At 64.6% G+C, this 26,977-nt stretch carries 22 protein-coding genes; 11 read left to right on the top strand and 11 right to left on the bottom strand.

Going from position 1 to position 26,977, the window contains the following annotated elements; translation table 11 throughout:
• Positions 1 to 21: 21 nt before the first annotated feature.
• Positions 22 to 387: a hypothetical protein gene (locus tag DK389_RS33190; protein ID WP_162560949.1), complete on the bottom strand. Its 366-nt coding sequence runs from the start codon at positions 385 to 387 to the stop codon at positions 22 to 24.
• Between the two features lie 300 nt (positions 388 to 687).
• On the opposite strand from DK389_RS33190, the gene DK389_RS28975 reads away from it, so the two are divergent.
• Together DK389_RS28975 and DK389_RS28980 are read left to right on the top strand one after the other, a co-directional pair.
• Positions 688 to 3,429 carry an ATP-binding protein gene (locus tag DK389_RS28975; RefSeq protein ID WP_109894975.1) on the top strand — a complete coding sequence of 914 codons (2,742 nt, stop codon included), beginning with the start codon at positions 688 to 690 and terminating at the stop codon, positions 3,427 to 3,429.
• A complete protein-coding gene (locus DK389_RS28980) occupies positions 3,429 to 5,162 on the top strand; it encodes a response regulator (protein ID WP_109894977.1) in 1,734 nt (577 codons plus the stop codon). Before DK389_RS28975 ends, DK389_RS28980 begins: the two co-directional genes overlap by 1 nt.
• 577 nt (positions 5,163 to 5,739) lie before the next feature.
• Here the strand turns inward: DK389_RS28980 and DK389_RS28985 are convergent.
• A complete protein-coding gene (locus DK389_RS28985; RefSeq protein WP_162560950.1) occupies positions 5,740 to 9,060 on the bottom strand; it encodes a DEAD/DEAH box helicase in 3,321 nt (1,106 codons plus the stop codon).
• A 1,248-nt stretch (positions 9,061 to 10,308) separates the two neighbouring features.
• On the opposite strand from DK389_RS28985, the gene DK389_RS28995 reads away from it, so the two are divergent.
• The gene (locus DK389_RS28995; RefSeq protein WP_109894983.1) at positions 10,309 to 12,123 is read left to right on the top strand and encodes a DUF294 nucleotidyltransferase-like domain-containing protein; all 1,815 of its coding nucleotides are present in this window, start codon (positions 10,309 to 10,311) and stop codon (positions 12,121 to 12,123) included.
• 1 nt (position 12,124) lies between these two features.
• Entirely contained in the window at positions 12,125 to 12,796 is a 672-nt protein-coding gene (locus DK389_RS29000; RefSeq protein WP_109894985.1) for a 3'-5' exonuclease, read from the top strand.
• A 269-nt stretch (positions 12,797 to 13,065) separates the two neighbouring features.
• Here the strand turns inward: DK389_RS29000 and DK389_RS29005 are convergent, their stop codons facing one another.
• Complete coding sequence (locus DK389_RS29005) at positions 13,066 to 13,335, bottom strand: DUF485 domain-containing protein (RefSeq protein WP_236961071.1); 270 nt, start codon at positions 13,333 to 13,335, stop codon at positions 13,066 to 13,068.
• Between the two features lie 537 nt (positions 13,336 to 13,872).
• Positions 13,873 to 14,933 (bottom strand): IS630 family transposase gene (locus DK389_RS29010; protein WP_109890655.1). Its coding sequence is split into 2 segments (ribosomal slippage): positions 13,873 to 14,429 and positions 14,429 to 14,933, totalling 1,062 coding nucleotides; the frame shifts between segments, so codons are not numbered across the junction.
• A gap of 307 nt (positions 14,934 to 15,240) precedes the next feature.
• On the opposite strand from DK389_RS29010, the gene DK389_RS29015 reads away from it, so the two are divergent.
• The 5 genes from DK389_RS29015 (at position 15,241) to DK389_RS34725 (ending at position 20,205) form a co-directional block, all read left to right on the top strand.
• The gene (locus DK389_RS29015; RefSeq protein ID WP_162560951.1) at positions 15,241 to 16,185 is read left to right on the top strand and encodes a hypothetical protein; all 945 of its coding nucleotides are present in this window, start codon (positions 15,241 to 15,243) and stop codon (positions 16,183 to 16,185) included.
• 1 nt (position 16,186) lies between these two features.
• Entirely contained in the window at positions 16,187 to 16,606 is a 420-nt protein-coding gene (locus DK389_RS29020; protein ID WP_162560952.1) for a hypothetical protein, read from the top strand.
• 113 nt (positions 16,607 to 16,719) lie between these two features.
• Entirely contained in the window at positions 16,720 to 17,598 is an 879-nt protein-coding gene (locus DK389_RS29025; protein ID WP_236960422.1) for a site-specific integrase, read from the top strand.
• 265 nt (positions 17,599 to 17,863) lie between these two features.
• The gene (locus tag DK389_RS29030) at positions 17,864 to 18,898 is read left to right on the top strand and encodes an IS110 family RNA-guided transposase (protein ID WP_109894993.1); all 1,035 of its coding nucleotides are present in this window, start codon (positions 17,864 to 17,866) and stop codon (positions 18,896 to 18,898) included.
• Between the two features lie 971 nt (positions 18,899 to 19,869).
• Positions 19,870 to 20,205, top strand: a complete 336-nt coding sequence (locus DK389_RS34725; protein ID WP_236960423.1) for a DUF6522 family protein — start codon at positions 19,870 to 19,872, stop codon at positions 20,203 to 20,205.
• Here DK389_RS34725 and DK389_RS29040 read toward each other — a convergent pair.
• A complete protein-coding gene (locus DK389_RS29040) occupies positions 20,142 to 20,432 on the bottom strand; it encodes a trimeric intracellular cation channel family protein (protein WP_109894995.1) in 291 nt (96 codons plus the stop codon). The genes DK389_RS34725 and DK389_RS29040 overlap by 64 nt on opposite strands.
• A gap of 106 nt (positions 20,433 to 20,538) precedes the next feature.
• Entirely contained in the window at positions 20,539 to 21,516 is a 978-nt protein-coding gene (locus DK389_RS29045) for a tetratricopeptide repeat protein (protein WP_162560953.1), read from the bottom strand.
• 623 nt (positions 21,517 to 22,139) lie between these two features.
• Here DK389_RS29045 and DK389_RS29050 point away from each other — a divergent pair.
• Complete coding sequence (locus tag DK389_RS29050) at positions 22,140 to 23,354, top strand: MBL fold metallo-hydrolase (protein ID WP_236960424.1); 1,215 nt, start codon at positions 22,140 to 22,142, stop codon at positions 23,352 to 23,354.
• Positions 23,355 to 23,536: 182 nt separating this feature from the next.
• Entirely contained in the window at positions 23,537 to 23,785 is a 249-nt protein-coding gene (locus DK389_RS29055; protein WP_109894999.1) for a hypothetical protein, read from the top strand.
• Positions 23,786 to 23,791: 6 nt separating this feature from the next.
• On the opposite strand, the gene DK389_RS29060 is transcribed toward DK389_RS29055, so the two are convergent.
• The 5 genes from DK389_RS29060 to DK389_RS29075 all read right to left on the bottom strand — a co-directional run bounded on the left by DK389_RS29060 (position 23,792) and on the right by DK389_RS29075 (position 26,960).
• Positions 23,792 to 23,992, bottom strand: coding sequence for a hypothetical protein (locus DK389_RS29060; protein WP_109895001.1), 201 nt, complete (start codon positions 23,990 to 23,992; stop codon positions 23,792 to 23,794).
• A gap of 269 nt (positions 23,993 to 24,261) precedes the next feature.
• A complete protein-coding gene (locus tag DK389_RS29065; RefSeq protein WP_109895003.1) occupies positions 24,262 to 24,504 on the bottom strand; it encodes a DUF6894 family protein in 243 nt (80 codons plus the stop codon).
• Between the two features lie 136 nt (positions 24,505 to 24,640).
• Positions 24,641 to 25,405: a Crp/Fnr family transcriptional regulator gene (locus tag DK389_RS29070; protein ID WP_109895005.1), complete on the bottom strand. Its 765-nt coding sequence runs from the start codon at positions 25,403 to 25,405 to the stop codon at positions 24,641 to 24,643.
• A gap of 124 nt (positions 25,406 to 25,529) precedes the next feature.
• On the bottom strand, positions 25,530 to 25,793 hold the full coding sequence (locus DK389_RS33195) for a hypothetical protein (protein WP_162560954.1): 264 nt from the start codon (positions 25,791 to 25,793) through the stop codon (positions 25,530 to 25,532).
• Between the two features lie 348 nt (positions 25,794 to 26,141).
• Positions 26,142 to 26,960: an IS5 family transposase gene (locus tag DK389_RS29075; RefSeq protein WP_109895007.1), complete on the bottom strand. Its 819-nt coding sequence runs from the start codon at positions 26,958 to 26,960 to the stop codon at positions 26,142 to 26,144.
• Between the last annotated feature and the right edge of the window lie 17 nt (positions 26,961 to 26,977).

A 26,977-nucleotide genomic window follows, 5' to 3' on the forward strand; every position in this document is an offset into this window, starting at 1 on the left:
TGGCTGGGCTTGGAAGTCCCCTCAACGATGGTGTTTCGTCTTCGCCGGCTTGACTGAGCCGGTTGGGATGTCCGGCTGGTAGTCGGGCGTGCCTGCCTGCGCGAAGGCCAGCAGCCCTGGCGCACCGATGATAAGACCGCTCTGCCCGGCGTCGGCCGCCTGCAGCCCCGCAGCGGACGTAGACAGCTGCAGGAAGGACGGGACCGCGGAAATCGGAGCAGCTTGCTCTGCTTGCTTGGAAGCTTCTGCCGGCCTGCTGGAGCTGGTCGTCGTTCCTGGCGAGGGTGGAGCCGCGATCAAGCCATCTGACTGATGGGACGAGCGTGTGAACACCAGCGCTCCGACGATGGCACACAGAGCTGCGGTGATCAGCAGCAGTCGCTTCATGCCTACCTCCCTTTTGGCGTGTGCGGGGAGAAATGCGGCTCGTGCGGGATGGTTCGGCATGGCGCGCCGGCCGGCTTCGATCCGGCCGTATGGTACGAAGCTACTTGCCTAGCCCGACCACAGAGGACGGAGCGGTTTCGGCTCGCTTCGACTGGTCAGCGAGGTGCCATCAGTCTAGCGGATCAACCGCCCGACCGATGCAGGCCGACGAAATCTGCCCCTGCAACTCGGGTCGCGTTGGCCGCTGCCGGTGTGTATGGTCGCGCACCAACACAGGTTCGGAGCCAGGGAGCGCATGGCTTGAGTTCGGCCACACGAACGCTGCACGCGGCGGAACTGACAGCATGCGACCGAGAGCCGATCCACATTCTCGGCACTCTCCAGCCCCACGGCTTCCTGCTAGCCGTCGAGGGAGCCGATCTTCGCATCGTCCAAGCCAGCGCGAACGTGCCCGACATGCCGGATCGCCCCGCTGCCCGCATCCACGGTCAGCCTTTGGAAGTGGCGTTCCCGGAGATCGGCGCTTTGCTCACGGGCGACTTGGCAGCGCAACCAGAGCGCGAGGGTGCTAACTTCCTCAGGACCTTGACCTTCGATACATCAGAAGGGCCGAGATCCTACGATCTTGCGACACACCGGTCCCGTGGTCTGACCATTCTCGAACTTGAGGAGGTCGCGAGCGAGGCCGCGGCAGCTCACAGCCTTGACGCGCTCTACCCACGCCTCAACGCGTTCGTCGAGGGCCTGCACGCGGCAAGGACGGCGGAGGAACTCTGCAACCTTCTGGCGAGAGACGTCCGCCACATCACCGGTTTCGACCGCGCGCTCGTCTACCGGTTCGATCGGGACTGGAACGGCACCGTGGTCGCGGAGGACGGCAACGGCGTACTGCCCTCCTATCTGGATCTGCGTTTCCCCGCGTCCGACATCCCAGCCCAGGCGCGCGAACTCTATCGCCGCAACAGGCTGCGCATCATTCCGGACGCCAGCTACGAGCCGGTTCCAATCGTGCCGCGGCTCACGCCCTCGACGGGTGCCCCTCTCGATCTCAGCCAGTCGGTCCTGCGCAGCGTCTCGCCGGTCCATGTCGAGTACATGCGCAACATGGGCACGATGGCCTCGATGTCCGTCTCGATCCTCGTCGACGGTGCGCTCTGGGGCCTGATCTCCTGCCACAACAAGGCACCTCGGCGGGTGCCGCTCCAGGCTCGCAACGCCTGTGACTTCCTTACCCGGATCTTCGCCCTGCAACTCGCCGCGAAGGAGCGCGGGGCGCTCGCCGAGCAGCGGCTGCACCTCGGTGCGATCCAGGCGCGTCTCCTCGGCTTCATGGCGGAAGAGGACCAATTCGTCGACGGGCTACTGAACCATCCCGAAGATGTGCTCGCGCTGGCGGGGGCGAGTGGTGCGGCCATCGTGACGGCTGAACATTGTCGCCTGCTCGGAACAACCCCGGCTGAACGGCAGGTAAGGGGGATCTACGACTGGCTGTCGGCCCGGCATGGTGGCGAGCCCGTCTACGTGACGGACGCCCTCTCCGCGGAGCACCTACCGGCCGGTGCGTTCGCTGATCTGGCAAGCGGTCTCCTCGCCATCTCGATCTCGCAGAAGTACGCGAGCTACGTCCTGTGGTTCAGACCCGAGGTCGTGCAGACCGTGAAGTGGGGCGGCAATCCGACGAAGGCCGCAACCCAGGACCCGTCAGGCGCCCCTGACCGGCTGCATCCCCGCAAGTCCTTCGAGATCTGGAAGGAGACGGTGCAGGGGCGCTCGCATTCTTGGTCCGTGCCGGAGATCGACGCGGCCAAGGATCTGCGTTCGGCCGTGCTCGGCATCGTGCTGCGCAGGGCCGAGGAGCTCGCAGCCCTCAGCGAGGAGCTGCAACGCTCGAACAAGGAACTCGAAGCCTTCTCCTACTCGGTCAGCCACGACCTGCGCGCTCCGTTCCGTCACATCGTCGGCTACTCGGAGCTTCTGCGCTCGCGTGAGGGTGACCGGCTCTCCGACAAGGGACGCCACTATGTCGACACCATCATCGAAGCTGCCTTCTCAGCAGGCACGCTCGTCGACAATCTGCTGACCTTCTCGCAGATGGGCCGGAACGCGCTCAACCGGGTCTCGGGCGACATGAACCAGCTCGTCGAGGAGGTCCGCCGCAAGGTCAGCCGCGACGTGCCGGCCGAGCGCATCATCCGCTGGCAGGTTGGCTCGCTCGGTCGGGTCTACGCCGACCCCGTCATGCTGCGCCTCGTCGTCGAGAACCTCCTGTCGAACGCCGTGAAGTACACGCGGGACAAGCCCGAGGCCCTGATCGAGGTCGGACGTGAGCCCGACCGTGATGCCGAGGCTGTGTTCTACGTGCGGGACAACGGCGTCGGCTTCGACATGGCCTACGTGGGCAAGCTGTTCGGGGTGTTCCAGCGCCTGCACCGGGTCGAGGAGTTCGAGGGAACCGGTATTGGGCTCGCCAACGTGCGTCGCATCGTCGAGCGTCACGGCGGCCGAACCTGGGCTGAAGGTAACCTCGGTCAAGGCGCAACCTTCCACTTCACGTTACCGGTGCGCGGGGGGCACAATGACATGGCGGACCTGAAGCCGATCCTCCTCGTGGAGGACAACCCGAATGACATCGAGCTGACCCTGGCCGCTCTGGAGAAGAGCCAGTTGGCGAACGAGATCGTCATCTGCCGGGATGGAGCCGAAGCCCTCGACTTCCTCTACCGGCGCGGCTTTTACGAAGGCCGCGACGTACGCGATCCCGCCGTCGTGCTGCTCGACCTCAAGCTGCCAAAAGTTGACGGTCTTGAGGTGCTGGCCGCAGTCAAGGGTGATCCTCAGACGCGCGCCATTCCTATCGTCATGCTGACCTCCTCGCGCGAAGAGACCGACCTTGTGCGCTCCTACGAACTCGGCGTGAACGCCTTCGTGGTGAAGCCGGTCGGCTTCAAAGAGTTCTTCGAGGCGATCCAGGATCTCGGGGTGTTCTGGGCGGTCTTGAACGAACCGCCGCCACATCGGGGAAACTGGCCATCGAACGTCTGATGGACACCTCGCTCGAAGGCGCCGTGGCGCCACTTCGCATCCTGCTCCTTGAGGACAGCGACCTCGACGCCGAGTTGCTCTCTGCCGTCCTCGATGACGCTCGCCTGTCCTGCGAGATCGAGCGAGTGATGACCCGCAACGCCTTCTCCGGAGCCACGGCACGGCGGCAACACGACATCATCCTGGCCGACTACGTCCTGCCCACGTTCGACGGCCTGAGCGCCTTGGCGATCGCGCGCGAGAACTGTCCTGAGACCCCTTTCGTCTTCGTCTCGGGAACCCTCGGTGAGGACGTGGCTGTCGAGGCCCTGAAAAACGGGGCCACGGACTACGTCACGAAGCAGAGGCTCGACCGGCTCCCGCGCGCGATTGTGCGGGCGCTCGCTGAGGCCCGTGCTCATGCCGAGCGACGTGCCGCGGAGCAGGCGCTGCGTGAGTTGAATGAGACCCTTGAGGCACGGGTCGTGGAGCGTACCCGCGAACTCGCGGATGCCAACGCGGCACTGCAGAACCAGATCACCGAGCGCGAGCGTATCGAGGAAGCCTTGCGGCAGGCCCAGCGCCTGGAGGCTGTCGGGCAGCTCACCAGCGGCGTGGCACACGACTTCAACAACCTCTTGACCGTGATTGCCGGCAACATCGAGTTCTTGGAGCAGGCCGTCTCGGATGACCGGTCGCGCCGCCGTCTCGACATGATGCGCGGCGCTGCCGAGCGGGGCGCCCGCCTCACTGCACAACTCCTCGCCTTCTCGCGGCGGCAGCGGCTTGAGCCCGTGCCAGTTCAGTTGAACCGGACGGTCGCCTCGATGCGCGACCTGCTGCAGAGTTCCATCGGCGGCGCCGTGCGGATCGAGATGACGCTGCAGCCGGATCTCTGGCCGGCGCTCGTCGACGCGACGCAGATCGAGCTGATCATCCTCAACCTCGCCATCAACGCCCGGGACGCGATGGCGGTGGGGGGCAGCCTCACCATCGAGACCGCCAACGTGCACTTGACCAGCGAGCCGAGGCGGCCGGAGGAGCCTCCACCGGGAGACTATGCCATGGTGGCAGTGAGCGACACGGGCACCGGTATTCCACCCGATGTTCTGCAGCGCGTATTCGAGCCGTTCTTCACGACGAAGGAAGTGGGCAAAGGCTCGGGTCTGGGCCTTGCCCAGGTCTATGGCTTCGCCAAGCAGTCGGGTGGTGGGGTCCAGATCGATACGGTGCCCGGCGAGGGCACGACGGTCCGGGTGTACCTGCCGCGCGTAGCTGCGGGCACGGAAGCAGGCGATAGACCTCGCGTTGAAGTCGACTGCACGACCATTCGCAGACCCGGGGACAAGCCCGCGCTGCTCGTCGTTGACGATGACAGTGCGGTCCGGGAGATCACCGCTACCAAGCTGTCGGAGGCTGGCTATGAGATCCGTGAGGCGAGCTCCGGACTTGCGGCCATCCAAGCCCTTGAACACGATCCGTGCTTCGATCTCGTCGTCGTCGACTTCGCAATGCCCGGCATGAACGGTGCAGAGGTTGCCAGCGTGATACGCCAACGATGGCCGACCATTCCAGTCGTGTTCGTGACCGGCTACGCTGACCGGACCAAGTTGACGCAAGCCGAGGAGGCCAGCGAGGATCGGGTTGTCCAGAAGCCGTTCCAACACGGGGAACTCGAACTTAAGGTCGCGGCGGCGCTCAATGCCCGTCCTGCACCCGGCCTGAAACTGGTCTCCAACCGCAGAGGTCTTTGACAGGCGCAACAGTCTGCTCGGCGATCCAAGTTGCTCTGGACCTCTGAGCTGGTCAGGCGGCGTTGGACCAATCTGATTGAGAGGCTCAGCCAGGACCGGAGGAGCCGGTATGAAGACGGGCAAAGGACGAGTGCGGAGCAGGGCGTGTTGAAGCTGCGCTGGATTGAGGTGTAGACGGCGCTGAAGAAAAGCCTGGCGCTCATTAGGTCAGAAGGCGGAGATCGGTCGGGCTGCGGCGGGAAGCCTGCAGTTCGCATCGCAGGCGACCGCATAATGTCCTTCAGCTGTCCCAACCCGTGCCTATGGCTGTCCCTCAGCCATGTTCACGAGAGCCGGGGACAGGTTTTGGGACAGCGAGAGCGGCGGCCGTAAGGACCTTAAACGCTCCCGAGGTTGCCCCCAAGTTTACCAAGCAACATATAAACTTGGAGGAGACGATCTCAGGCCGCATCCACCCTGGCGATCCGCGTGTCCAGGACAGCCACCAGAGTTCATCATGCACCTGGGACAAGCACACGGGTCCGCCAAGCAGTTGCGAGATCAGGGCGCAGCTCGGACTGACACGGGCCATCATTCACTAGGCCGCCGGTCGCCGTCCTTCGGCTTCGTTCCGCCAATCTTGGACCAGATGCCGGAACACGCCGGCGTCCTGCCACGCGGACCGCGAACCCACGACGTAGAGGTTCTCCTGTGCCCGGGTCGCGGCAACGTTCAGGATGTTCGGCGTTGCCCCGGCCCAGCCTCGCGCACCGCGTTGTGCCGATAGAGGCGCACCGAGGACAAGGATAACGCTGTCGGCTTCTCGTCCCTGGACCGTATGCACCGTGCCGATCCGGTCCCGCGTCCAGCCGTACGGATCTGAGGTCCAGCGTTCCAGCAAGCCGGAAGTGAGCAGCCGCTCGCGGAGACGGCGGGCAACGATGACGAAGGGGCTGACGACGTAGAGATCGAGCGTCGGCGTTCCGGCTTCCGCGAGGCGCTGGATCATGGCCAGGACAGCCTCGCCTTCGGCCTCGACCCATTTATCCTCGGTCCGGTCGCCGGCGACGTCGACCCAGTGGGACGGACCCAGCACGTCCCGGATGGCAGAGGTCCGGCGCGGTGTCGCGTGCACCATCAGGCCGGCGTAGGCGACCCGGTTCGAGAGCGAGAACATGGGATCAGCGCAGCGCCGGTGGACTAGGAGCGGGAAACCGACCTGCACCGAGCCGACGTCGTGCTGGAACTCAGCCGCGAACGAGGTGGACGCGTCGGCGACGGCCTGGACCGAGACCCGCGGCGCATTCCAGCGGTCGGGGTCCACGCCGAAGTCCCGACAGATTGTCTCTGCCAGCTCGGTCGGCAATGAGGTCACGGGTTCGATCTGCAGCGGGTCGCCGACAACAACGGCCCGACGGGTGCGCATCAGCGCGCCGACAGCGGCCTGCGGCACTGCTTGACCGGCCTCGTCGACGAGAAGCCAACCCAACGACTGCGGAGGCAGGTAGCCGAACATCCGGGTGACCGAGGCGAAGGTCGTCGACACGACCGGCACCACCAGGAACAGGCTGGCCCAGAGGTCGGGCATGTGCGGCCGCATCTTCGGTTGCCACGCGTTTCGGCCGATCAGGGCGTGGAACAGGTTTTCGAGGTTGTGGCGCAGCGGGACGGCTGCCGCGTCCAGGAAGGCCTTGTGGACGGCGAGGGCCAGTTCGAACACGCGGTCCCGCTGGCGGTGGGCCGCCGCATCGAGCCACGGCGCCGCGATCTGTCTCGCCTCGTGTCCCTGGGCAAAGAAGGCCTCGTCCACCACGCCCCGGCCGCAGCGGGACCGCATCTTCGCGACGCGCCGCTCGGCGGCGTCCCGCGCCGCGAGCGCCTCGCCCACAGCCTTCTCCGCGGCAGTCCGCCCAGCCTCCGCGTCCCTGAGCTTGCGCGCGGCGACGAACGATGCGGCTTCGGCCTCCTCTCGCGCCCAGGCAGCATCGCCGAGGTCGGAGCGCAAGCGATCCATCTCCGCATTCCATCGCTTAGCGGAGGCAGACCCGAACAGGCGTGCGACGAAACCAGGGCGGGTCTGAGCGTGGATCGCCAGCTTCCGCTCGACGATGTCGTGGCGCGCCTTCTCGGTCGTGGCTGCATCGGCCCGCTCGCCGGCCTGTCGGAAGGCTTCGTTGGCCGCCGCCTCGGCTTCCGCAAGAGCCCTGCCGGCATCCGTCGCTGCGGTTCTCAGGCCCGGTAGTCTCGGGAGGTCACGGCGAGCCTGCTCAATCTCATCGAGGTAGCTGCGAACCTCCGTTCGCGCCTGTTCGAAGGTGGTCCGGGCCTCTCGCCAGCGCCGCAGCGCTTCAGTGCGGCTCCGGGGCGGGGCCTCGCGCTCGACTACGATCGGCCGCCGACGCCTCTTGCCCGCCGGCGCGGCTTCGTCGGGCTCCTCGATCCATTGCGGCGTGCCGGCCGCCTCGGCGAGGTAGGTGCGCAGGCCCTTGTTGGGGTCGACCCAGGCTGCCTCACGGAAGGCGAAGCGGTTGGCTGCCTTGCCGAGGACCGCCGCAATCAGCCCCCAGGCTTCGACCTCACCGGAGACGTTGTCGGCGACGGTCTTGAAGTAGCGCAGCCCGGGCGCGTCCGCGGCGATCGCCTTCAGCGCCGGCAGCTCCCGGCTGACGTTCTCGACCGCCTTGTTGTTCGAGGAGGCCACGAGCATCTCGAACCCGCGCAGGCCTTCGTCGACCGTGTGGTAGGCGACCGTCGTGTTCCCGGCGCGTCTCTTCTCGCCGGTAGCGCGGAATGCCTTCTCGGGGTCATCGAAGCCGCACATCGCCTCCGCCCGCTTCACGACGAGCGCGGCGACCATGTCCCGCAGCAGGGTTGTCTTTCCGGTGCCCGGCGGGCCGTTGACGGGAAAGAGGTCGACGCCGGGGCTATTGGACGAGGCGAGGTTGACGGCTCCCTGCTGAAGCAGCGCCAGGGGATGGCGTCCCGGACCGGGCCAGCGGCCGGCGGGGAAGCGCCACGGTGCGACGGCATCCGCCACGAGCCCATCGTCGGTCAGGACGTTCATGCGCTTCAACGGCTTGTCCAGGCCGAGATAGCGACGGAGATTGCCCGTGGCGGCCCCGCTCACGACCAACCTCCGAGCGGCGTCGAGGTCCTCAAGGAAGAAGCTTCCGAGGAGAGGGGCGTCCGGCGGCTCGGGAGCGTTCCAGTAGTGGTAGACGCGTAGGGCGAAGCTCGGCTCTTCGAGAAGGCCGGCTGGCAGCCCGCACTCCTTCACGAGCCATTCGTAGGCGTTTCGGATCATCGCCGCGTCGAGCGGTAGCGGCTTGCCCTCCTTGTCGAGACGGCGCAGCCGCTTGTCGAGCGCCTCGTTGAGCTTCGTCTCGAACTCCGGCCATCGCCCCAGGGCGACGAGGTCACCCTGCAGGGCCCGCGACAAGCCCCAGGCAAAGCTCGACACGGCAGTGGCCGCGCCCTCCTCGACTAGGACGCCGGCTTTGTCGACGGTAACGGTGGCGATAGCCGCAAAGCCGCGCGCCGGTGTTCGGTCCTGATGATTGTCGACGAAGAACTCCATCAACGCCTTAGTCGACGTGTCCATTCGGACGGCACCGAGAACGATCTGATAGAACAGCTGCTTGTTGGGTCGCGCCTTCTCGCCGGGCGGGCGCCACGGCACGCCGTCTGCGAGGTTGGCGATGCGCCGCGTGTCACCCTCCGCCATGTCGGCAGGCTTCAGGTACGTGAACGGGGACAGCACCTCCAGCGCCGTCCAGGCCGACAGGATGTTGCCCGGCTGGTTCGTGACGGGCGGCGGCCGACGGGGCTCGCGACGGCGCTGAGATGAAGGTTCGGCCGTCGGCGGCTGGATCACCGTCGATACTGGGGAGGTGGGGATTTCGACAGCCTGCCGGGCCACGGGCTCGGCTCTTGCCGGCGTCTGGGACGTTGCGGCAGCGCGAGATTGGCGTGATCCGGTTTCCGGCTTCGTCGGCCTGACGGCGCTCCGACCGCGCCCTCCGAGCGCCTCAAGTGCGTTGGCGACCTGCACTTTCAGCCGGCCGGCACGGTCGGTCGAGCGCTGTTCGAGTTCGTGAAGGAGCGCTTCAAGGATCCGTCGATCCTCCTTCGAAGCCGCGAAGGTGTCCTCTAGGACCGCAATCCCCGCCTTTTGATAGGGACGCCGCATTCTATGACTGCAGGCACTGATGGAGAGTTGCCGAAGCGCTGAGCTTCACGATCGGTCCTCCGGATCTCGATGTTGAAGGCAGCGGCAAGACGGCGCCGCGCCCCCTTCTGCGCGGGATAGCTTGGCCGGAAGCTAACGCAGAGCGTTGTGCGTGGGTAGCTGGAAGGGAACGAAGCCCGACTGGGCTTCAGAGCCACCTAGGCGCCGCTGATTGGGCTCTTACCTCCGATAACACCCTCTTATCGCGACTTACCCTTAGGGCCTGGGTGTCACCTTTCCGTGCAATCCGTTGCACGCACGAGCAAGCGGGGTTCTCCTCGTGGTGTGGCGCTCCAGACAGGAAGCCGCCGAAGGCCGAAGCACAAAAGCAGAGACGCGCCCGAAGCAGCGGTTGGCGTTTGCCCGAAACCCGACGTTCCGCTTCGCGCCGATTGTGTTGAAAAACTCCGCGGCGCGATCAAAGTCCTCTATAGCTAGTATTTGTCGCTCGATACGAACCCAGGTGTTGTAGGTTGATGTCCTCGAAAGGGGGGCAAACGGAGTTTTTCAACACAATCCGCCCATCTCGGTCATTTGGCCGAACTGATCGCCTTCTCCATAGCGGTCATTCCCCGGCTGGGCGATTTGAAGCGATCGCCCGTCCGGTACCTCAAGATCGCAGGAAGGTGGTCAGGGTCTGCAGGATGAGCGTCCGGTGCTGCTGTCCCTCGGCGAGCGTGAGCTGCATCGTCGCCAGCAGAGCGGCGCCGGCGCGAGTCGTCAAAGCGCGAGGTGTATTCCTCAATCGCCCGACGCACCCGGTCCCAACAGCGTTTCGCCACCAAACAGCTTAAGCCATAGCTCGTCGAGGCGGTCTCAACTCCTTGTGTGTGGTCCTCAGCCAGTACGGACGGGTCGCCCGCCGACGTAGCATTTAACGTCTGCGATAGGCGAGGTACGCTCTCTCAGCCGCAAGACTGATCGGGACAGGCTTAAACGATGCAGAGCCTCGATACCCTGAGCCCTCCGTTTGATCGCCTGACCCACGACGAGGCGGAGATACTCAAACAACGAATTGACATCGCCTATTTTCGCCCGGGGGCCGTGATCGTGCGCCAGGGGCAAGCATCTGACTTCCTGCATGTCATGATCAAGGGTGCTGTCGAAGCTCGCCACGGCGCAGCGCTTCACGATGTTTTCGGCGCAGGCGACATTTTCGACGCGCGTGCCGTCGTGCATAGCGAAGCGGGCGAAGATTTCGTCGCCGCGGAGGAGACGTTGTGTTTCCTACTTCCACGGAGCAACATTCTCGACCTCGTTCATCGCAACGACGGGTTCGCCGCCTTCTTCTACGCTGAACTCTCGCGCAAACTCGACGCGCTGCCGACACGGTGTGACCCCAGAGGCATAGACTCGGTACTCAGCACCCGCATCCGCGATGCACGCTACAGTGAGGCCGTATTCATCAGGGGCTGCGCCACTTTGCAGGCCGCGGCGCACGCCATGCTGGAAGCCGACACCGACGCCGTGTTCGTCGACGATGGCGAACGGACCGGAGTGGTTACCGGCCTAAAGCTCACCCGCGCCTGTATGATCCGGCGCCTACCCGCCGAGACACCGGTACGAGAGATTGCGCAGTTTGAAGTGGTATCCATCGACGCCGACCAGCTCCTCGTCGATGCCTTGCTGATCATGACGCGGTCCAATAAGCGGCGGATCGCGGTGACCGTGGATCGACGCTATGTCGGACTGTTGCGCGACCTCGACATTCTCGGGCTTTTCGCCGGCAACTCGCAGCTGATTCCCGGTCGGATCGCGCGAGCGACCTCGGTGGCCGACCTGTCAGGTGCAGCTCGCGACATCCAGGACCAGGTCGAACGCCTTCATCGCCAAGGCGTGCGCGTTGAGGCCATCAATAACATCACAGCCGACCTCAACAGTCGGCTGCATGGCAAGCTCTTCGAGATCGTCGCGCCGCCTGCGATCCGTGAAGCTGGTTGCCTTTTCCTTATGGGGTCCGAGGGGCGCGGTGAGCAAAGCGTGCGCACAGACCAAGACAACGGCCTACTTCTCGCGCGGCCAGCTCCTGAGACCGATCTCGCGACATTCCGGGCCGACTTCACTCTGGCTCTGGAGAGCTTCGGCTTCCCGCCCTGCCCCGGCAACATCATGGTGCGCAACCCGCTCTGGTCGCAGCCCATCGATCAGTTCCTGGCGCAACTGCGAACCTGGGTCCATGCGGCCGACAGCGAGGCCGCCATGAACCTGTCGATCTTCGCCGACGCCGTTGCAGTAGCGGGCGATGCCCACGTGCTGGCGGGCGCCAAGGAGGCTCTGATTGAAATGGTCCGAGGCGAGACGCGGCTTCTCGCCGAGGTCGCCAAGTTGATCGACCTGTTCTCGACAGACGATCTGGGCGTGCTCGGCACCGTATTCGCCACGATTGGCTTTCGGCGGAAAGACATTGATCTGAAGCGCGACGGTACCTTCCCAATCATCCACGGCATGCGAGTCCTGTCTCTTGAGCACGATACCTTGGCCGGGTCGACGAGACAGCGCGCTGAGGCTCTCGTCTCACGCGGAGCGCTGGATGCCCACTTCGCCGGAGAGATCCTCAGCGCGCTGACCATCTTCATGAATCTCAGGCTCTCAACGCAGATTGATGCGAGGCATCGGGGCCGGACCGACGCCACGTCTGCCGTCAACGTCGGCGCCATGCCGACCGTGGAGCGAGACATGCTACGCGACGCGCTCCGCATCGTGCGTCGCTTTCGCGAGTTAATCCGCGTCCGCTACAGCCTCACGGGACTCTGACATGCTCCGAAGCGTGCGGCGCGCGATCGACCGAGCACGGATCTCCGATCCTCGCTACGCCTTCCTGTTCGGCGACGCTCCCCCCGACGAGGTCGTAGCTGTCGATTGCGAAACAACAGGGCTCAACCTGCGCAAGGACGAGATCATCACGATTGCCGCGATCCGCATCCGTGGCGACCGAATCTTGACGAGCGAGCGTTTCGAAGCGTTGGCGAAAACCGATCGAAAGTCCGCCCCGGAGGCGATCAAGGTGCATGGCATCCTTGACCACGACCTGCAGAACGGGCGTCCGATGCGCGAGATCATGCCAGAATTATTGCATTTCGTCGGCAGCCGTCCCATCGTCGGCTACTACACGGATTTCGATGTGGGGATGATCGATCGCTATCTTTTGCGCCTTCTGAGAATTCATCTCCCTAACAAGCGAATTGATGTTTCCTCAATGTATTACCAATGCAAGTACAGAGATGCTCCTGACCATTTGTTGATCGACCTAAGTTTTGATTCAATATTAAAAGACCTGAGCATTCCTGCCATTCCCCAGCATGACGCGAGCAACGATGCGTTGATGACTGCGATGATCTACCTACAGCTGCGTGACATGTTGAAGCGAGGCGTTCGGATTCCACGCATGCGCGCTGGTGCTGTCGCCGAATTTGGGATTGGTGCCTAATTGCGAGAAGCCAGAATTTGCCATCTCAACTACATCTTTAAATGACCGAGTAATTGAAAGCTGGTCGCCAAAGTATCAGCCACAAAACTAAATGCAGTGATCAGTAAATAATAAGGCGCCTATGAGATAATCATTGTTTAAACTAGGCACAGCGAGAGATCTATTGCTTGTATAAGGCGCAGCTCTTCTGTTAAACCCCTGCGCGGGGAGCCGATACTTGCCTCACTCGAGCGCGAGCGAGGCCGTGATGAGGAGGGCGGAGAGGCGGGTCATCGGCCGAGGCTCCGCTCGAGTTCGGCGGTCAGCGCGTCGTAGCGGCCGTTGGCGCGCACGACGTAGATGCCGGTGAGGATGAAGGCGAAGACGATGACGCCGACGCCGAGGAACAGGCCGAGCGAGGCGGTGCCGCCGCCGACCTTAGTGGCGAGCAGGGCCTTGTCGAAGGCAATGAGGCCGATGAAGCCGAAATAGACCACCAGCATCAGCCCGGTCAGGATCCAGCCGAAGCGTGTGCGCTCGTGGACCAGGGTCTGGAAGATGGGATTGCGAGTGAGGTCTTCTGGTGCTCGCGGGCCTTCCGAACTCGTGCGTGATCCTGAGCTGAGCGTCTCGGGGCAGCGGCCCCATTGGCGAATTTGTCGTTCAGCAGTCCACTCATGCGGAAATCCTCCACAAATCGGGATTTCGCTTTGCGCGCATGGCTTCAGTCTACTGGGTTTTTTCGGGATCGGCCATACGGGCTGCGAAATACCTCAGAGCCTGTCCGATAAGGGTGTAAAGCGGAGTTGCGTCGCCGGGCTGGCGGTGGATTCCAGGAGGGCAAGCATCTCGAATGTCCGGAAGGGGCACTCCGAGGCATTCAACTGATCCGCGCAGAGAGTCCGGTGACCCACAACCCAAGCCTCAAAGCAGTCGTTCCGCTAACGGCCAAACTCGGAAGCTGATGTCCAATCGGAATGCCAAAGAGCGGACATGCCACACGTCCACGAAGGGCCAGCTGCAAACCGGAACGCGGCAATGTTCCGGGGCTGCATTCTTCATTGCCTCGCTCGGTCCCTTATACCAATCGGTGGTGATCATAACTGATAGGCCCAGTCACGCAGGCCGATGGACATGATCTTCCAAGGCTGGTCGATGAACCGGTTCCAGACCTGACAGCACTGCTCGACAATGTCCTCGTAGGACGAGAAGACGCGGTCGCCGAGCCAGTTGTCGCGCAGGAACTGCCAGACATTCTCGACCGGGTTGAGTTCCGGGGCGCAGGCTGGCAGCGGCAGCAGGGTGATGTTGGCGGGCACGACGAGGTCGTGGGCGACGTGCCAGCCCGCCCCATCGAGGATCAGCACGGCGTGGGCGCCTTCCTCGACGCTGCAGCTGATCTCCCTGAGGTGCTCGTTCATCGCCGCGGTATCGCATCTCGGCATGATGAGGCCGGCACCCTTGCCCTTCTCGGGACAGATCGCTCCGAAGATGTAGGCGTGGGCCGTGCGTTGGTCCTTGGGCGCCGAGGGCCGGCTGCCGCGGCGCGCCCAGCGGCGGGGCAGCGTGTTCTTCTGGCCGACCCGAGCCTCGTCTGACCACCACACCTCGATGGCCGTGCCAGCCGGCAGCCGGGTTCGGATCGCCCTCACCTCGGCGGGCAAGTTTTTTTGAAGGCTGCCAGTGCGGCCGGGTCCTGCTCATGATGGCGCGGGCGTGCCGACAGCTTGCGGAAGCCGAGTTGTTTCACCGTGCGGCCCACCGTGCTCTCGTCCAGGCTCACGCCGAAGCTGGCGTAGATCCAGGCGGCGAGATCCTTCAGCCGCCAGCGCACCACGCCGTGTCGATCCGGGTCCGGCCCGCTCTCGACGATCTGCGCCAGCGCTTGACGCTGCGCATCGCTCAACTTGGCTGGGTTGCCCGGGGCCTTGCGGTTGATCAGCCCGGCCGGGCCAGCTGCGTTGAAGGCGAGCACCCAATCGCGCACCGTCTGCAACCCTACCACCCCGATCCGAGCCGCATCCGTGCGGCTGCCGCCCTCGTAGATCTCGGCCAGCGCCAGCAGCCGGCGGCTCTGGCCCGCGTCTCGGCTGGCCTTGGCCAGACGTCGAAGATCGTCGGCGTTGAAATCCTCACGCAGAGCAACCGCAGCGGACATGGCAAACCCTCCCGGTTTGCCTCATCGAACCAGATCCGCCGCCGATACGAAACCTCGTGAGTCGCTATCACCGTCGACCGGTATTAGCTAACGTCCGTCGTGGGGCTGCATGTCTCTGGTCCTCCCGCCATTCAGGGAGGACCTCTTGCACGACCTACTCAGCTCAATCAGCGGTGAGCCAGTCTCGACCGGCATCGAACAGGATGGGAGTGCTCCTACCCTCCTGCCCATCGATCATTGGACTGTCAGAAGCCTGCTGCAGAAGGCCATCCGGCGCGGAGATGCCGAAGTCGCTGCACGTGCGGCCGTGACCCTCCTCGCTCTGCGCGGCCCAGCAATCTGGCGCCGCTTCATGGTCATCGCCTTCGAGGATGTCGGGGCTGGCTCAGCCGAGGCTGTCATCCGGAGCGTCGAGCTGTGCCTTGATCCGGGTCGGCGTGAACAGCTTGGAGGTGATGGCCCAGCAGCTGCGTGGCTCGCCCGCTTCCTGGCCAGCGTGCCCAAGGATCGCGGCGCTGACTTCCTGATCTGCGCCGCCAAGGATCACCCCGACCTTGAGGCGGCTCGGCAGCAGGCCGGCAGCTGCTCCGTGAGGGACCGGCTCGCGATGATGCTGGATCCCGATATGCCGCTGGCCGACCGAGCCACCGCAGCCTGGTTCGCCTCCGGCCTCAACCAACCCGGCGAGTGCCGCCTCGGCCGAGGTGATCTCCGCGGGCTCATGGATGCCTTCCTCCAGCTCGGCGTACCTGCGGACCTGGTGCACGCCACCCAGTTGACGGCGCGTAGGACCCGCGAGCCCATCACCCTCATGGTGCCGCTGATCTGGCGGGCAGCGTTCGAAGGTGAGTACCCTGACACCATTGAGGAGCCGGTCCCGACCGCAATGCTGGTCGATGAGGTACCCCTCTACGCCTTCGACAAGCACACCCGCATCGGCAAGCAGGCAATCGGCAGGTTGGCGCGCGAGAACGAGGCGGTGCGCGCCTGCCTAGAGGAGCATGTCCCGGAGTACCGCCACCGCGACGCGGCCTGCATGGCCGCCTTCTACGCCGATGCGGCTCCGGTGGCGCGGCGGCTGGGCTGGCAGGGATCTGCTGCGACCGAGCGGCTTGGCACCGAGAGCGACATGCTGCGGGCAGGCGTGACCGTGGAGGCTATAGATCCGCTGCTCGCCGCAGTGAGAGCCAACCTCGATCACCTGAACGCGATCCGGGCCGAGATCGTCCGGCGCACGCTGGGGAGAGGCTGACATGTCGAACCCTCCCACAGGCCCGAAGCCGCTCTGGGTTGAGCGTATTCGGCTTGGCGACTTTGCTGCCATTCCTGCACCCTTCACCTGGGCTCAGTCCGACGACCTCGCGATGCTGCTCGACGGCTACGCCGTGACGGGAGGGCATGAGCGCCTCTCCCGCGTCTACGCCGCGACCATGCAGGCGATCGATAACGGCACGATCGGCTCGGCAACTGCGCTCGACCTCTGGCTGGCGCTCTTCTACGCTCATCGGGGATACCGCCATCAGGGCACGTGGCCGCGAGGCCGCGAGCGCAAGACACTGGACCGGGTGTGTGAGAGCCTGCGCCAGTCTCTGCTGGCTCTGTCACCCGAGCAGCGGGCGGGTCTTCTCGGAGCACTGCGCGACGGCTTGGCCTTCGTGGAGGCCGAGCTGTGAAACCGCTCCTTACCTCCGATAATCATCCCTTATCATCAGCCACTCTCAGCTCCGGGGGCGTGTCACCTTTCCCTGCAATTAATGGCGGCACACAGGGGCCTCCTCCCGACGAGGTGCTCCAACTCATTGAGCAGAGCCTGTCGGCAAACACGCGTCGAGCCTACCTGTCCGATCTCGCCCATTTCGAGGCTTGGGGTGGCGCCATCCCAGCCAAGCCCGCCACGCTGGCCACCTACCTGGCCGATCACGCCGACCGGCTGCGTATCGCGACTCTCGTCCGGCGTGTCACTGCGATCGGCAAGGCCCATGAAGCCCGAGGTCTGCCCAACCCTGTTCGATCCGAGCTTGTGCGGGCGACGTTGCGGGGGATCCGCCGGACCCGCGGCACACCTCAGCGTGGGGCGCGCCCGCTGCTCAAGGAGGATCTCGGGCTGATCGTGGATGCGCTAGATACCACGCTCCGTGGTCGGCGCGACCGGGCCCTCCTGTTAGTCGGCTTCGCGGGCGGGTTCCGCCGCTCCGAGCTGGTGGGTCTCGATCGCGCGGACATAGCGCCCGTGCGTGAGGGTCTCGTGGTGACCCTGCGCCGCTCCAAAACCGATCAGGCCGGCCATGGACGCACGATTGGGATTCCGTTCGGTCGCACGCGCTGGTGTCCAGTCACAGGGTTGGAGGCGTGGTTGTCATCCTCAGGCATCGAGAGCGGCCCCCTGTTTCGGCCCATTAACCGGCACGGTCACGTTGCGTCCGGGCGGCTCTCCGGCGAGGCTGTCTCGATCATCGTTCGAGAGCGAGCTGCGGCGGCTGGCCTCGACCGGCGAGGGTATTCGGGTCATAGCCTGCGCGCTGGGCTGGCGACGAGCGCTGCGCGTGCCGGCGTCCCCTCCTGGAAAATTCGTACCCAGACGGGGCACGCGTCGGACGCAATGCTCGCTCGGTACGTCCGCTCTGGAGAGTTGTTCATCGACAACGCCGTAAGCGCACTTCTCTGAGCCGCGCAGCTTCTTGGATCACTGATGCGGCGGCCCCGATGTAGGCGCTCTGCATCTCAGGTAGCTCTTGCCCAAGGTCGCGCCTTCGGAGCGTCCGCTTCCGGGCTATCTGGTTTCATTGGCCCGAGCGGCTGAACCTGGCCGGCAGCTGCCGGTCCGCTTTCCGCGCTCAAACCGCAGAAGCAGATGGAGTGGATGGCTCCCGCTCTCGGCGTAGCAGCGCCAAGGTGGTGCTGTCGCGCAGCACGAGCTTGGAGCCGCCACGATGGAGATCACGACCGTCGGCCTCGACCTGGCCAAGAACGTCTTTCAGGTGCACGCCATCGGCCGCACGGGCGAGGTCCTCGTCCGGCGAGCGCTGAGGCGGGCGCAGGTGATGGCCTTCTTCAGCAAGCTGCCGCCGTGCCTGATCGGCATGGAAGCTTGTGGCACGAGCCATCATTGGGCGCGCGAACTTACGGCCCTCGGTCACGCGGTGCGGCTGATGCCGCCAGCCTCCGTCAAGCCCTACGTGAAGCGCGGCAAGACCGATGCGGCGGACGCTGAGGCGATCTGTGAGGCGGTCACGCGCCCGACCATGCGATTTGTGCCCATCAAGTCCGTCGAGCAGCAGGCGGCGCTCGCGCTGCACCGAACGCGCGATCTCCTGGTCCGTCAGCGCACGCAACTGGTCAACATGATCCGCGGCCTCCTGGCCGAGTTCGGCATCAACCTCCGCAAGGGCATTACCCATGCCCTCGCATTCGTGCGGCGCGCCGTGGCCGGTGCGGCGCGCGAGGTTCCCGACCTCGCTGCCAAGGTAATCGCCGTCTTAGCCGCGCAGGCGAGCGAGGTGCAAGACCGCATCCGGCAGCTCGAACGCGATCTCCTGGCTTGGTACCGCGCCAGCGAACTGGCCCGGCGCATCGCGACTGTGCCCGGCGTCGGCCTGCTCGGGGCGACCGCGTTGGCCGCCACCGTCACCGATCCGACCCACTTCCGGTCCGGACGTCAGTTCGCGGCCTGGCTCGGACTGACGCCGCTCAACAACTCCAGTGGCGGCAAGGAGCGGCTCGGCCGCATCTCGAAGATGGGCGATCAGTACCTGCGCCGTCTCCTGGTCACCGGGATGACCTCGCTCGTCCGGCGCAACAAGCATCATCCCAGCGCCGCCGATCCGCTGATGAACGCGTTGCTCGCCCGCAAGCCGGTGCGGGTCGTCACGGTCGCGATGGCCAATCGGGCGGCGCGGGCGATCTGGGCCATCATGGTGCGTGGCGAGGTTTACCGGATGCCGGTGACCAGCGTGGCCACGGCCTGATGGCGAAATCCCTGATCCGTTCAAGCGCGGTACCGCGCGAAGGAGGTTGCGAGGACCCTGTGAAGTGATGGCGTACCGGTCAGACCGGGGACGAGGACAACCCGCCAGATGTCGAGGGCGTCGTAGCCCGCGAAGCAGAATGGGACCTCGTCCGCGGAAACCATCAGGGCCAGCGGTCGATGACCGCGCGAACAGGCCGGACACAAGACGGCACCCGACCAGCCCGCCAGCCTTCAGAGACCCCCTTGCAACGCGGGAGCCATCCACACAGGACATCCCTTGCAGCTCAGGTGACTGGTGCAAGGTGACGCCTTGCGGACGTTTCTCGTACCTCCGATGGAAGCCGGCCGCCGAGGGTGACATTGCCGGAGAAAGTCTCATGCAATCCTGCCTGCACCCCAATGCGCGACGGGGGGGTCTTGCCGCGGATAATGTTCAGAGGCGGCGATCTTCGTGCTATAGGTAGCGGGTGGCCCCGGATATTTGCGGCAGTGATCCGCAATTATTTGACCGAGACCGTATCGATTCGATCGGACGCCGCCATGAACATCCACATCGCTTACGCTGTCCCGGCCTTAGTCCTAGGTCTGTTGTCACCCGCCGCGATCGCACAGAGCCTTCCTGCCCCGGCAGGAAGCCCGCCTGTAGTGGATCCGGGTGGCTTTGAAGGCCGGAACGGGCTCTCCAACTCGCTGAGAGAGCGACAGCACGGTGTCGCCCCCAACACCGACACCGACCTGACGACCGGTTCGGTTGTGCAACCCGGCGAAGACGCAAGAGGAAGCCGCGCAGCCCCGAATCGTTGGAGGGGCATCGAACGATATTGGAAGTGCAATGACCTTCCGCTCAATGGCGATGGCACGCAGAGCGGAGATCTCTAGGCAGCTGTCCAAACCGAGCGGGCGTGAGCGGAGTAGGCCTCCGACGACTTGAACGCTCCGCCCCTTCTGAGCTGGCAAGGGATCCAAGCCATGCACTTCGAGCGCGACACGCGTGGCGACTGGGTGGTTGATCCGGAGCAGCTTGCTGCCAAGCTCGGGGTCAATCCCGGGCACCTCCGGCACGAGATGCGTCTTGGGCTCGTCACCAGCCGCATCGAGGCTGGGAAAGACGCTGACGAGGGGTGTTGGCGTGTCACAGTTCGGACCCGCAAGGCGGCTTGGCAGGGCATCATTGATGATGCGGGCTGCCTTGTCAGCGAACGCTGCCTGCGAACCTCGGGCAGACTGATCACCGGGGCTTCTCACGTTCGCGAGGTCGAGGGTACTCCAAGCGCGGCCGCTCGAACCGACTGCACGACGGAGTAGACGTAGAAGGTCAGCAGACCGCCGAGCACCGCGATGGCAAGGGTGTGCCAGCTTGCAACTGCAGCGGGTGGCACTGCGCCGATCAGCAGATCGCGCGTGATGCCCCCGGTCACCGCCACGGCGAACGAGAGAAGCAGCACACCGAACAGATCGAACCGTTTCTCGACGGCAAGCAGGCCGCCGCTCAAGGCGAACACGAACGAGCCCAGTCCATCGAGAGCGGTCATGACTTGTGGTAGGGCAAATATTTGAATCTGAGTTCTTCTTCCGGAATATGGCCCGCATGGTCGGTAAGGGCTCTCCCAGACGACATGCGCAGAGATAATGTTGCACTCAATCCGCCGCCGCAAAGGCTCTCGCCGCCACAAGCTCCGGACGGTTGTGGTCTGCCCTGACCGCTAGCACCAGCAACTTGGCATAGTTCTGCCTCGCTAGATCGCGGTTTCCCGTCTGCTCCGCCGCACGAGCCGTGCCGAAGATCGCCCGGAAGCGGTTCGGCTCACTCACCTGGACGGCTTGGAACGCCAGCAAGGCCTCGCCTGGACGGCCAGCCTCCAACAGCATCTCGCCAAGCTGCTCACGCATCGGCGCGAGCGGACCGGGCGTGATCACATGCTTCTCGGTGGCGGCTTCGCGGTCTGCCGCTGCCTGAAGCGTCCGGATGCCCTCATCCTGCCGACCCGACGCGAAGGCCACCCACCCCTCTGCAGCCTGACGCTGAATGTCGACCTGCTCCATCCAGTAGGGCTCTTTGGCTTTTAGTTTCTCAACCGCTGCCTTGAGCGCCTCGATGTCCGGTCCGGCTTGGTCGGGCTTGCCTGACCGCGCAAAGCCGACTGCGCGTGTGAAGTGTGTCAGGGCTGTTGTGACCGGAAAATTCGAGGGGAGCGGTGTGAGTGCCTCCGCCTCGTTCCAAGCCCCGCGCTCCATCACGAGGCGCGCCGGCATGGCCGCGAGGGCGAAGTAGGCTGCCCGCAGGAGGGCGGCATTGGCCACCTCCGCGTCGGTGAAGCGCTTGGCCTCGTCCACCACGCGCTTGGCGGCTTCCGTCTGCCCCATCTGCAGGTGAGCGTAGACCATGTAGTCGAGGGCGTGCAGCTCGTCGCCGACCGCCCCTTCCTTACGCGCCGCCTCTGCCGATCGGGCATTCGACGCAACCGAGCTTTCCCAGTCACCGACCCGCGTGAAGATGTGCGAGGGCATGTGGACGGCGGCTGTGTGCCAGAAGGAGTGCTGCAGCTTCATCGCCTGATCGAAGGCGGCTTGGGCTTCTGCTGAGCAGGTCACCGGGAAGTGGACCGTGCCGAGCACCTGATGCCGATGCTCGAAATGAGCGTGTGCGGGTGTCGTGAGCAGGAAGGCGCTGAGCGCGGCGGCGCGCCTGGCGTGCCTCACCGATGATCTCGGACGCCCGATCAGCATAGCCGTCTCCCTTGAACAAGCGGTTCGACACTGGCCGATTAGGATGCAACTTCGTAGATCTGCTCATAGTGCGAAGCAGAAACACGCAGTCGAGGAGGCCAGCTCAAAACAAGGTTACCCCTAAGCTGCCGCGGTGAAATTAAGAAACGTTGCGTGATAGCTGCTGCGCTTCGTTTCATCGATCCTGCTACTTATCAGACCGATGCGGCAGGTTGGCTGTCCTGGGTCATGCACGCTTTGCGATCCATGACACCGGATCGACAAGCGGCGCCGTACTTCTGCCGAGGTCCTTTGGAGCATGTCCTCTGCGATCGCCCGCGCTCCGACATAGTACATATCGCAAAATACTGATCCAACCCACTGATATGATAACCAGAATTTTGAAAGTTGTAATAAAACTTTACCTGTGACACCCTTCAAACTTGAAGACGCCCGATGCGGCGATCTCGCTGACCGCCCTGTCCCGCGCCTCCGCTTCCCGTGACCCTCGCGGTCAACGGCAGGAGGTCGCCATGACTGTCACGCTCAACCCGTCCTCGATCCCATGGACGCGCACCAACGAGGCTGTCAGCCGCCAGTTCATCACCTGCGACGACCCTGACCGAAGGGATCTGCTCTGCGGGGGCGGAGCACTCGCCATGAGCTTGCTGCTGGCGGGTCTGCTCGGCGGATCGCGTCCGGCGCGAGCCCAAGCCCTCGCTGGACCAGTTCCCGAACTCGACGAGGTCACGGTCCGGATCGTCACCGACAGCTACCAGTTCGCTGTCGCGCCGAAGACCCGCAGGGCGGAGAGCCTCGTCATCGAGCATTTCGGCTGGGGCATCAGTCCGGATCGACCGCCCGGCCCGACGATGGTCAGCGAGTTCGGTCTGTCCATGCACGTCACCTCACGGCGGGGGGAGGAGACGCGAAGGACGCTGGTGGACTTCGGGTTCACGCCGCAGGCGCTCAACAGCAATCTCGCATTGCTGGAGTTGCGGCCCAGCGACCTCGACGCTCTCGTGCTCAGCCACGGCCACTACGATCATTTCGGCGGGCTCGCTGGCTTCCTGGCGGCGAACAAGGGCAAGCTGAAATCGAAGCTCCCCCTCTACGTCGGCGGCGAGGATTGCTTCTGCGCCCGTGAATGGACTGCGCCGCCCGTGAAGGGTGATTTTGGCGTCATCGACCGCAAGGGGCTGGAAGAGGCCAGGCTCACCGTCACCTCGACGGAGCGGCCCTCCCTCGTCGCGGGTCACGGCTTCACCTCGGGCCAGATTGGACAGCGCAGTTTCGAGAAGATCCTTTCGCCGAGCGCCATGCGGATCGGTGTCAGGGATGGGGTCGGCTGCGATCCTCAGAGCTTCGCCAAGGCCGATCCACAGCAGGGTCCAATTCCGGACCAGTTCCAGCACGAGATCGCCACGGCCTTCAACATCAAGGGGCGCGGGCTCGTCGTCCTGACCTCGTGCAGCCACCGTGGGGTGGTGAACGCGGTCCGGCAGGCTCAGGCGGTCTCAGGTGTGAAGAAGGTGCACGCGGTGATCGGCGGCTTCCACCTGGCGCCGTATCAGCCGGAGTACCTGCGTGAGACCCTCGCTGCGCTGAAGGAGATCGGACCGGACCACATTGTCCCGCTGCACTGCTCTGGCGAGGCTTTCTACGAGATGGCCAAGGCCGAGATGCCGACGAAGCTGGTTCGGGCTTACACGGGCACGCGGCTCACGTTCTCTGCCGCAGCAACCTGAGATCCGAGAGCAGGATCATACACGCACACTGTGGGAGGCCGCCGCACGTCGCGGGAAGCGTTCCGTACGGTCCAGACATCGAACCGCACTGCGGATACACGTTCGGGCCTCCGGCGAGTGGAATGCCAGCACTCCAGTACCGTGTCGGACCGCTCGTATTTGTTCCTTCGAGCTGACCTGCGATGATGACGGTTCTGAAGCCCAAAGGGCGCGCCATGATGTGGTCGGTCGCTGACGAGCTTGCGGTCACGAAACGCCACCTCACCGAGGAAGAAGCGCGTCGGGCCGTGGAGATCGCACGCGTCGCAGAGCAGATCCGGTGCGGCCAAGATCCCGCTGCGGCGGAGCAGGCACTGCGGGAGACCGAAGCCACTCTGGCGACCCTGCGGGCGCGGCGGTCGTCGCTCGAGGCCATACAGAAGCATCCTTGACGGAAGCTACGCGTTGATTTTTTTGATGAGGTTTTCCAGTTCGTCCAGGGCGGCGCCGATCACGTCAGCTTGGACCTTGATCTTTTCAGCATTCAGCCCGGCAGCGGCATCCGACGACCACCAGATGCCGCTGTCGGCTGAGCGGAGCATGTCGGTCAAGCGCTGGTGCTGAAGCGTTAAAGCGTCCAATGCGGTCTGATTGTCCACGGCGCTGTCTCCTGCTTGGCGCCGAGCATATGTCAGCGCAAAAGGATGCGCGAGCGAGCCGAGCGGACCAGACCCCTACCGCCTACTCGTCGGCCTTCGTCGGCGTCAGGCTCCCGCCGGGCGTGGTCGGCGCCGTCAGGTGGAAATGCTTGCGGTCGCCCGTGACGGCCTCCGCCAGCCCGTCAATCGCGTCCACGATCCCGCTCGCGGCCACGTAGACCGGCGAGTGGATCGGCGCTCAGGATAGAATGCGCGATCTCACCCGGCCATCAGGCCGCGTCCAGCCATGTGGTCGACATGCTGACAGTCGCCGTGAGCACGACATCATCGCTCTCGTCGCGCACCGTCGCACCAAGGCGGCTGTGCATGTGTTCGAGCGGGCGCTCCCTCGCCACGTCGCAGAGCAGCCTCAGCGCGCACTCGCTCACCGCGTCCGGGCCCACACACTCCTGCCCGCGGGTGTCGCGCGACGAGAACTTGCTGTTGTGAATGTCGAAGAAGTAGCGTGCCACATGGCTCTCCGCAGGTCATCGGCGGGAGCACACGCCTCTCTCAGCGGCTGATTGCCAGGGATCGGATCAGCGGTGAGCCACCTTAGGCCCTGCTCAACCACATAGCCACGCAATTCGTCGGAGCGGCCCGCAATCCTCACGCCTGCCCAGTTCGGCGCAGAAGATGCAGGTAGTTCGGATTGAAGTGCGCGAAGGCTTGCAGGCGGGCAACATCCGGCACCGTGAGCATGCCCTTAGCCAGAACAATCAAGCCATCCGAGCGCAGCTGCTGCAGGGTGCGGTTCATATGCACGGCGGAGATCCCGAGCGCATCGGACAGTTCATTCTGCGTTAGCGGGAGTTGACAGCTGTTTGATGCTGCGAGCCCGACTGCCTGGAGCCGCACCAGCAACTCGCAGAAGAGGTGGGCTGTCTGGGCCTCCGAGGAGCGTTGGCCCATGCCGGTGAGCCATTCGCGCAGTATGCCCTCATCGACCAGCGTCGCCCACCACAAGGCGCGGGTGATGCGAGGATGGTTCAGGGTCAGTTCCGCAATGCTCTCGCTTGAGATCGCCACCATCGTGCACCGGCTCAGCGTACAGATGCTGTGATCCATGAAGCCGAGGATGGCGACGTGCAGATCGCAGAAATCACCTGGGATCAGGAAGGCCAGGATCTGACGCTTGCCGTCCGGCAGGACCTTGTAGCGACAGGCCAGTCCGCTCATGACGAGGTGGACCACCTCCGGCCGTTCGCCCTCTTGGATGAGATCCTGCCGTGCCTCGACCTCACGGGTTCGAGTGCACAATGCTTCCAGCGTAGCTTTGTCCGCATCGGAGAGAGCGGCACCGCGTTCGAGCTTCCTGATCAGCGGATTTGATGCTGGCCGAAGTGGTGGTGAGCCGTTGGCGAACTCGGACATCCATCAGCTAGATAGCCAAAGGACGCGAGGGTCAAATCGCCGGCCGGGCATCCATGTGAACAGCTAAGGCTACTCGATCCTTCAGCAGGGCTGCCGGTTTTACCTCGCCAGCAACGCTTGCCCCTCACGCAAGCTGATGGAGGATCGCTTCATCCGCGCGCAAGCGTGTTGCTGCGTCGAGCCCGCGTGCCGAGCACCAGTCTGCGAAGGCGCGCTCGCGCGCCTCGTATGCTGAGCGCAGAGCGCTGCCCGGCTCACCACGCCCGCTCGGCTTGTCGCGGTGGAAGTATGGGTTGCCACCGTAGCGGCCCCGAACCTCGCGCGCCCAAACCTCGTCAGCAGCCGCAAACTGCTCATCGATCTGCGCAAGCCGATCTGGGTGCACCACGGCAGGGCTCCTCCAAGAAGGGGAACCCTCGCCACCCAAAACAGCCCAGGCAATACCAGATGTTATAGCGGCCAAGGCTCACAGGAACCCGCTGCCTGAGTGATCCTTGAAGGCGTTGGCGCGGCGGATGTAGCTGGCGACCGGTTGGTGGCTGCTCTACCTGCTTTCGATATCGCTCCGTTCCCAACCGAAGAGCGCTAAGCCACGCGCCGTCAAAGTCACTTGAGAGCTTCGTGGCTGACCCTCAGGCGTAAGGTCTCTGAGATATGCTTCATCAATCAGCCACGTTCCAAGCCTAGCAATCGGATTCGTCGCCCCTCTATCCTGCTGCTTCTCTGAGACCCCGTTTCATAAGGCACGTGCCAGCCGCCTGACGAGGATCATTGCGGCGGCGAGGATGAAGAAGGCGAGAGCTGAGGACGCGGTAGCCTCATGGTCACGGGCGAGCCTTCGGCAGCGACTGATCCAGCCGAAGGTCCGCTCGATCACCCAACGCCTGGGCTGAACGGCAAAGCCTTTCTGACCTGCCTCAGGCTGGACGATCTCGACGGTGATGGCGGTAGCCGAAGCAACGCGCTCGCCCTGATAGGCGCGGTCCGCAAAGCAGTGGGCCAGGAACGGCCAGACCCCGCGCGAGGCGCGCAGCAGTGCGATGCCGCCGTGGCTGTCGTGCAGGTTGGCGGGCGAGACGGCGGCCACGAGGAGGCGGCCGTCCGTGTCGGTCAGGGCGTGGCGCTTGCTCTCCACCACGCGCTTGGCTGGATCGTAGCCTCGCTCGCCCGCAACACCGACGCCGCCCGAGCGCGCGGCCTGCGCATCGAGGATGGCGCCGGTCGGGCTCGCCTCGCGCCCAACCCGCTCGCGGTCCGCTATCGTGAGAGCATGGGCAAGGCGCTCGAACAGGCCGTCCTGTGACAGCCGCAGGAACCAGCGATGCACTGTGGACCAGGGCGGAAAGTCCAGGGGCAGATGCCGCCAAGCGCAGCCGGTGCGCAGCACGTACAGGATGCCGTCGAGGATGGAACGCAGCGGCCAACGCCAGGGGCGACCGGTCGAGACGGGGGTCGGCAGGAGCGGCGCAACGATGCCCCATTCGGCATCTCTCAGGCAGGTTGCGTAAGGCAAGCTCTCGCGCGCAAGCTCGGCGCGGGCGGCGGGCGTCCACATTGGGGTTCCAGGGTGAG

The organism is Methylobacterium durans (assembly GCF_003173715.1).
In the GTDB taxonomy this organism is placed as follows: domain Bacteria; phylum Pseudomonadota; class Alphaproteobacteria; order Rhizobiales; family Beijerinckiaceae; genus Methylobacterium; species Methylobacterium durans.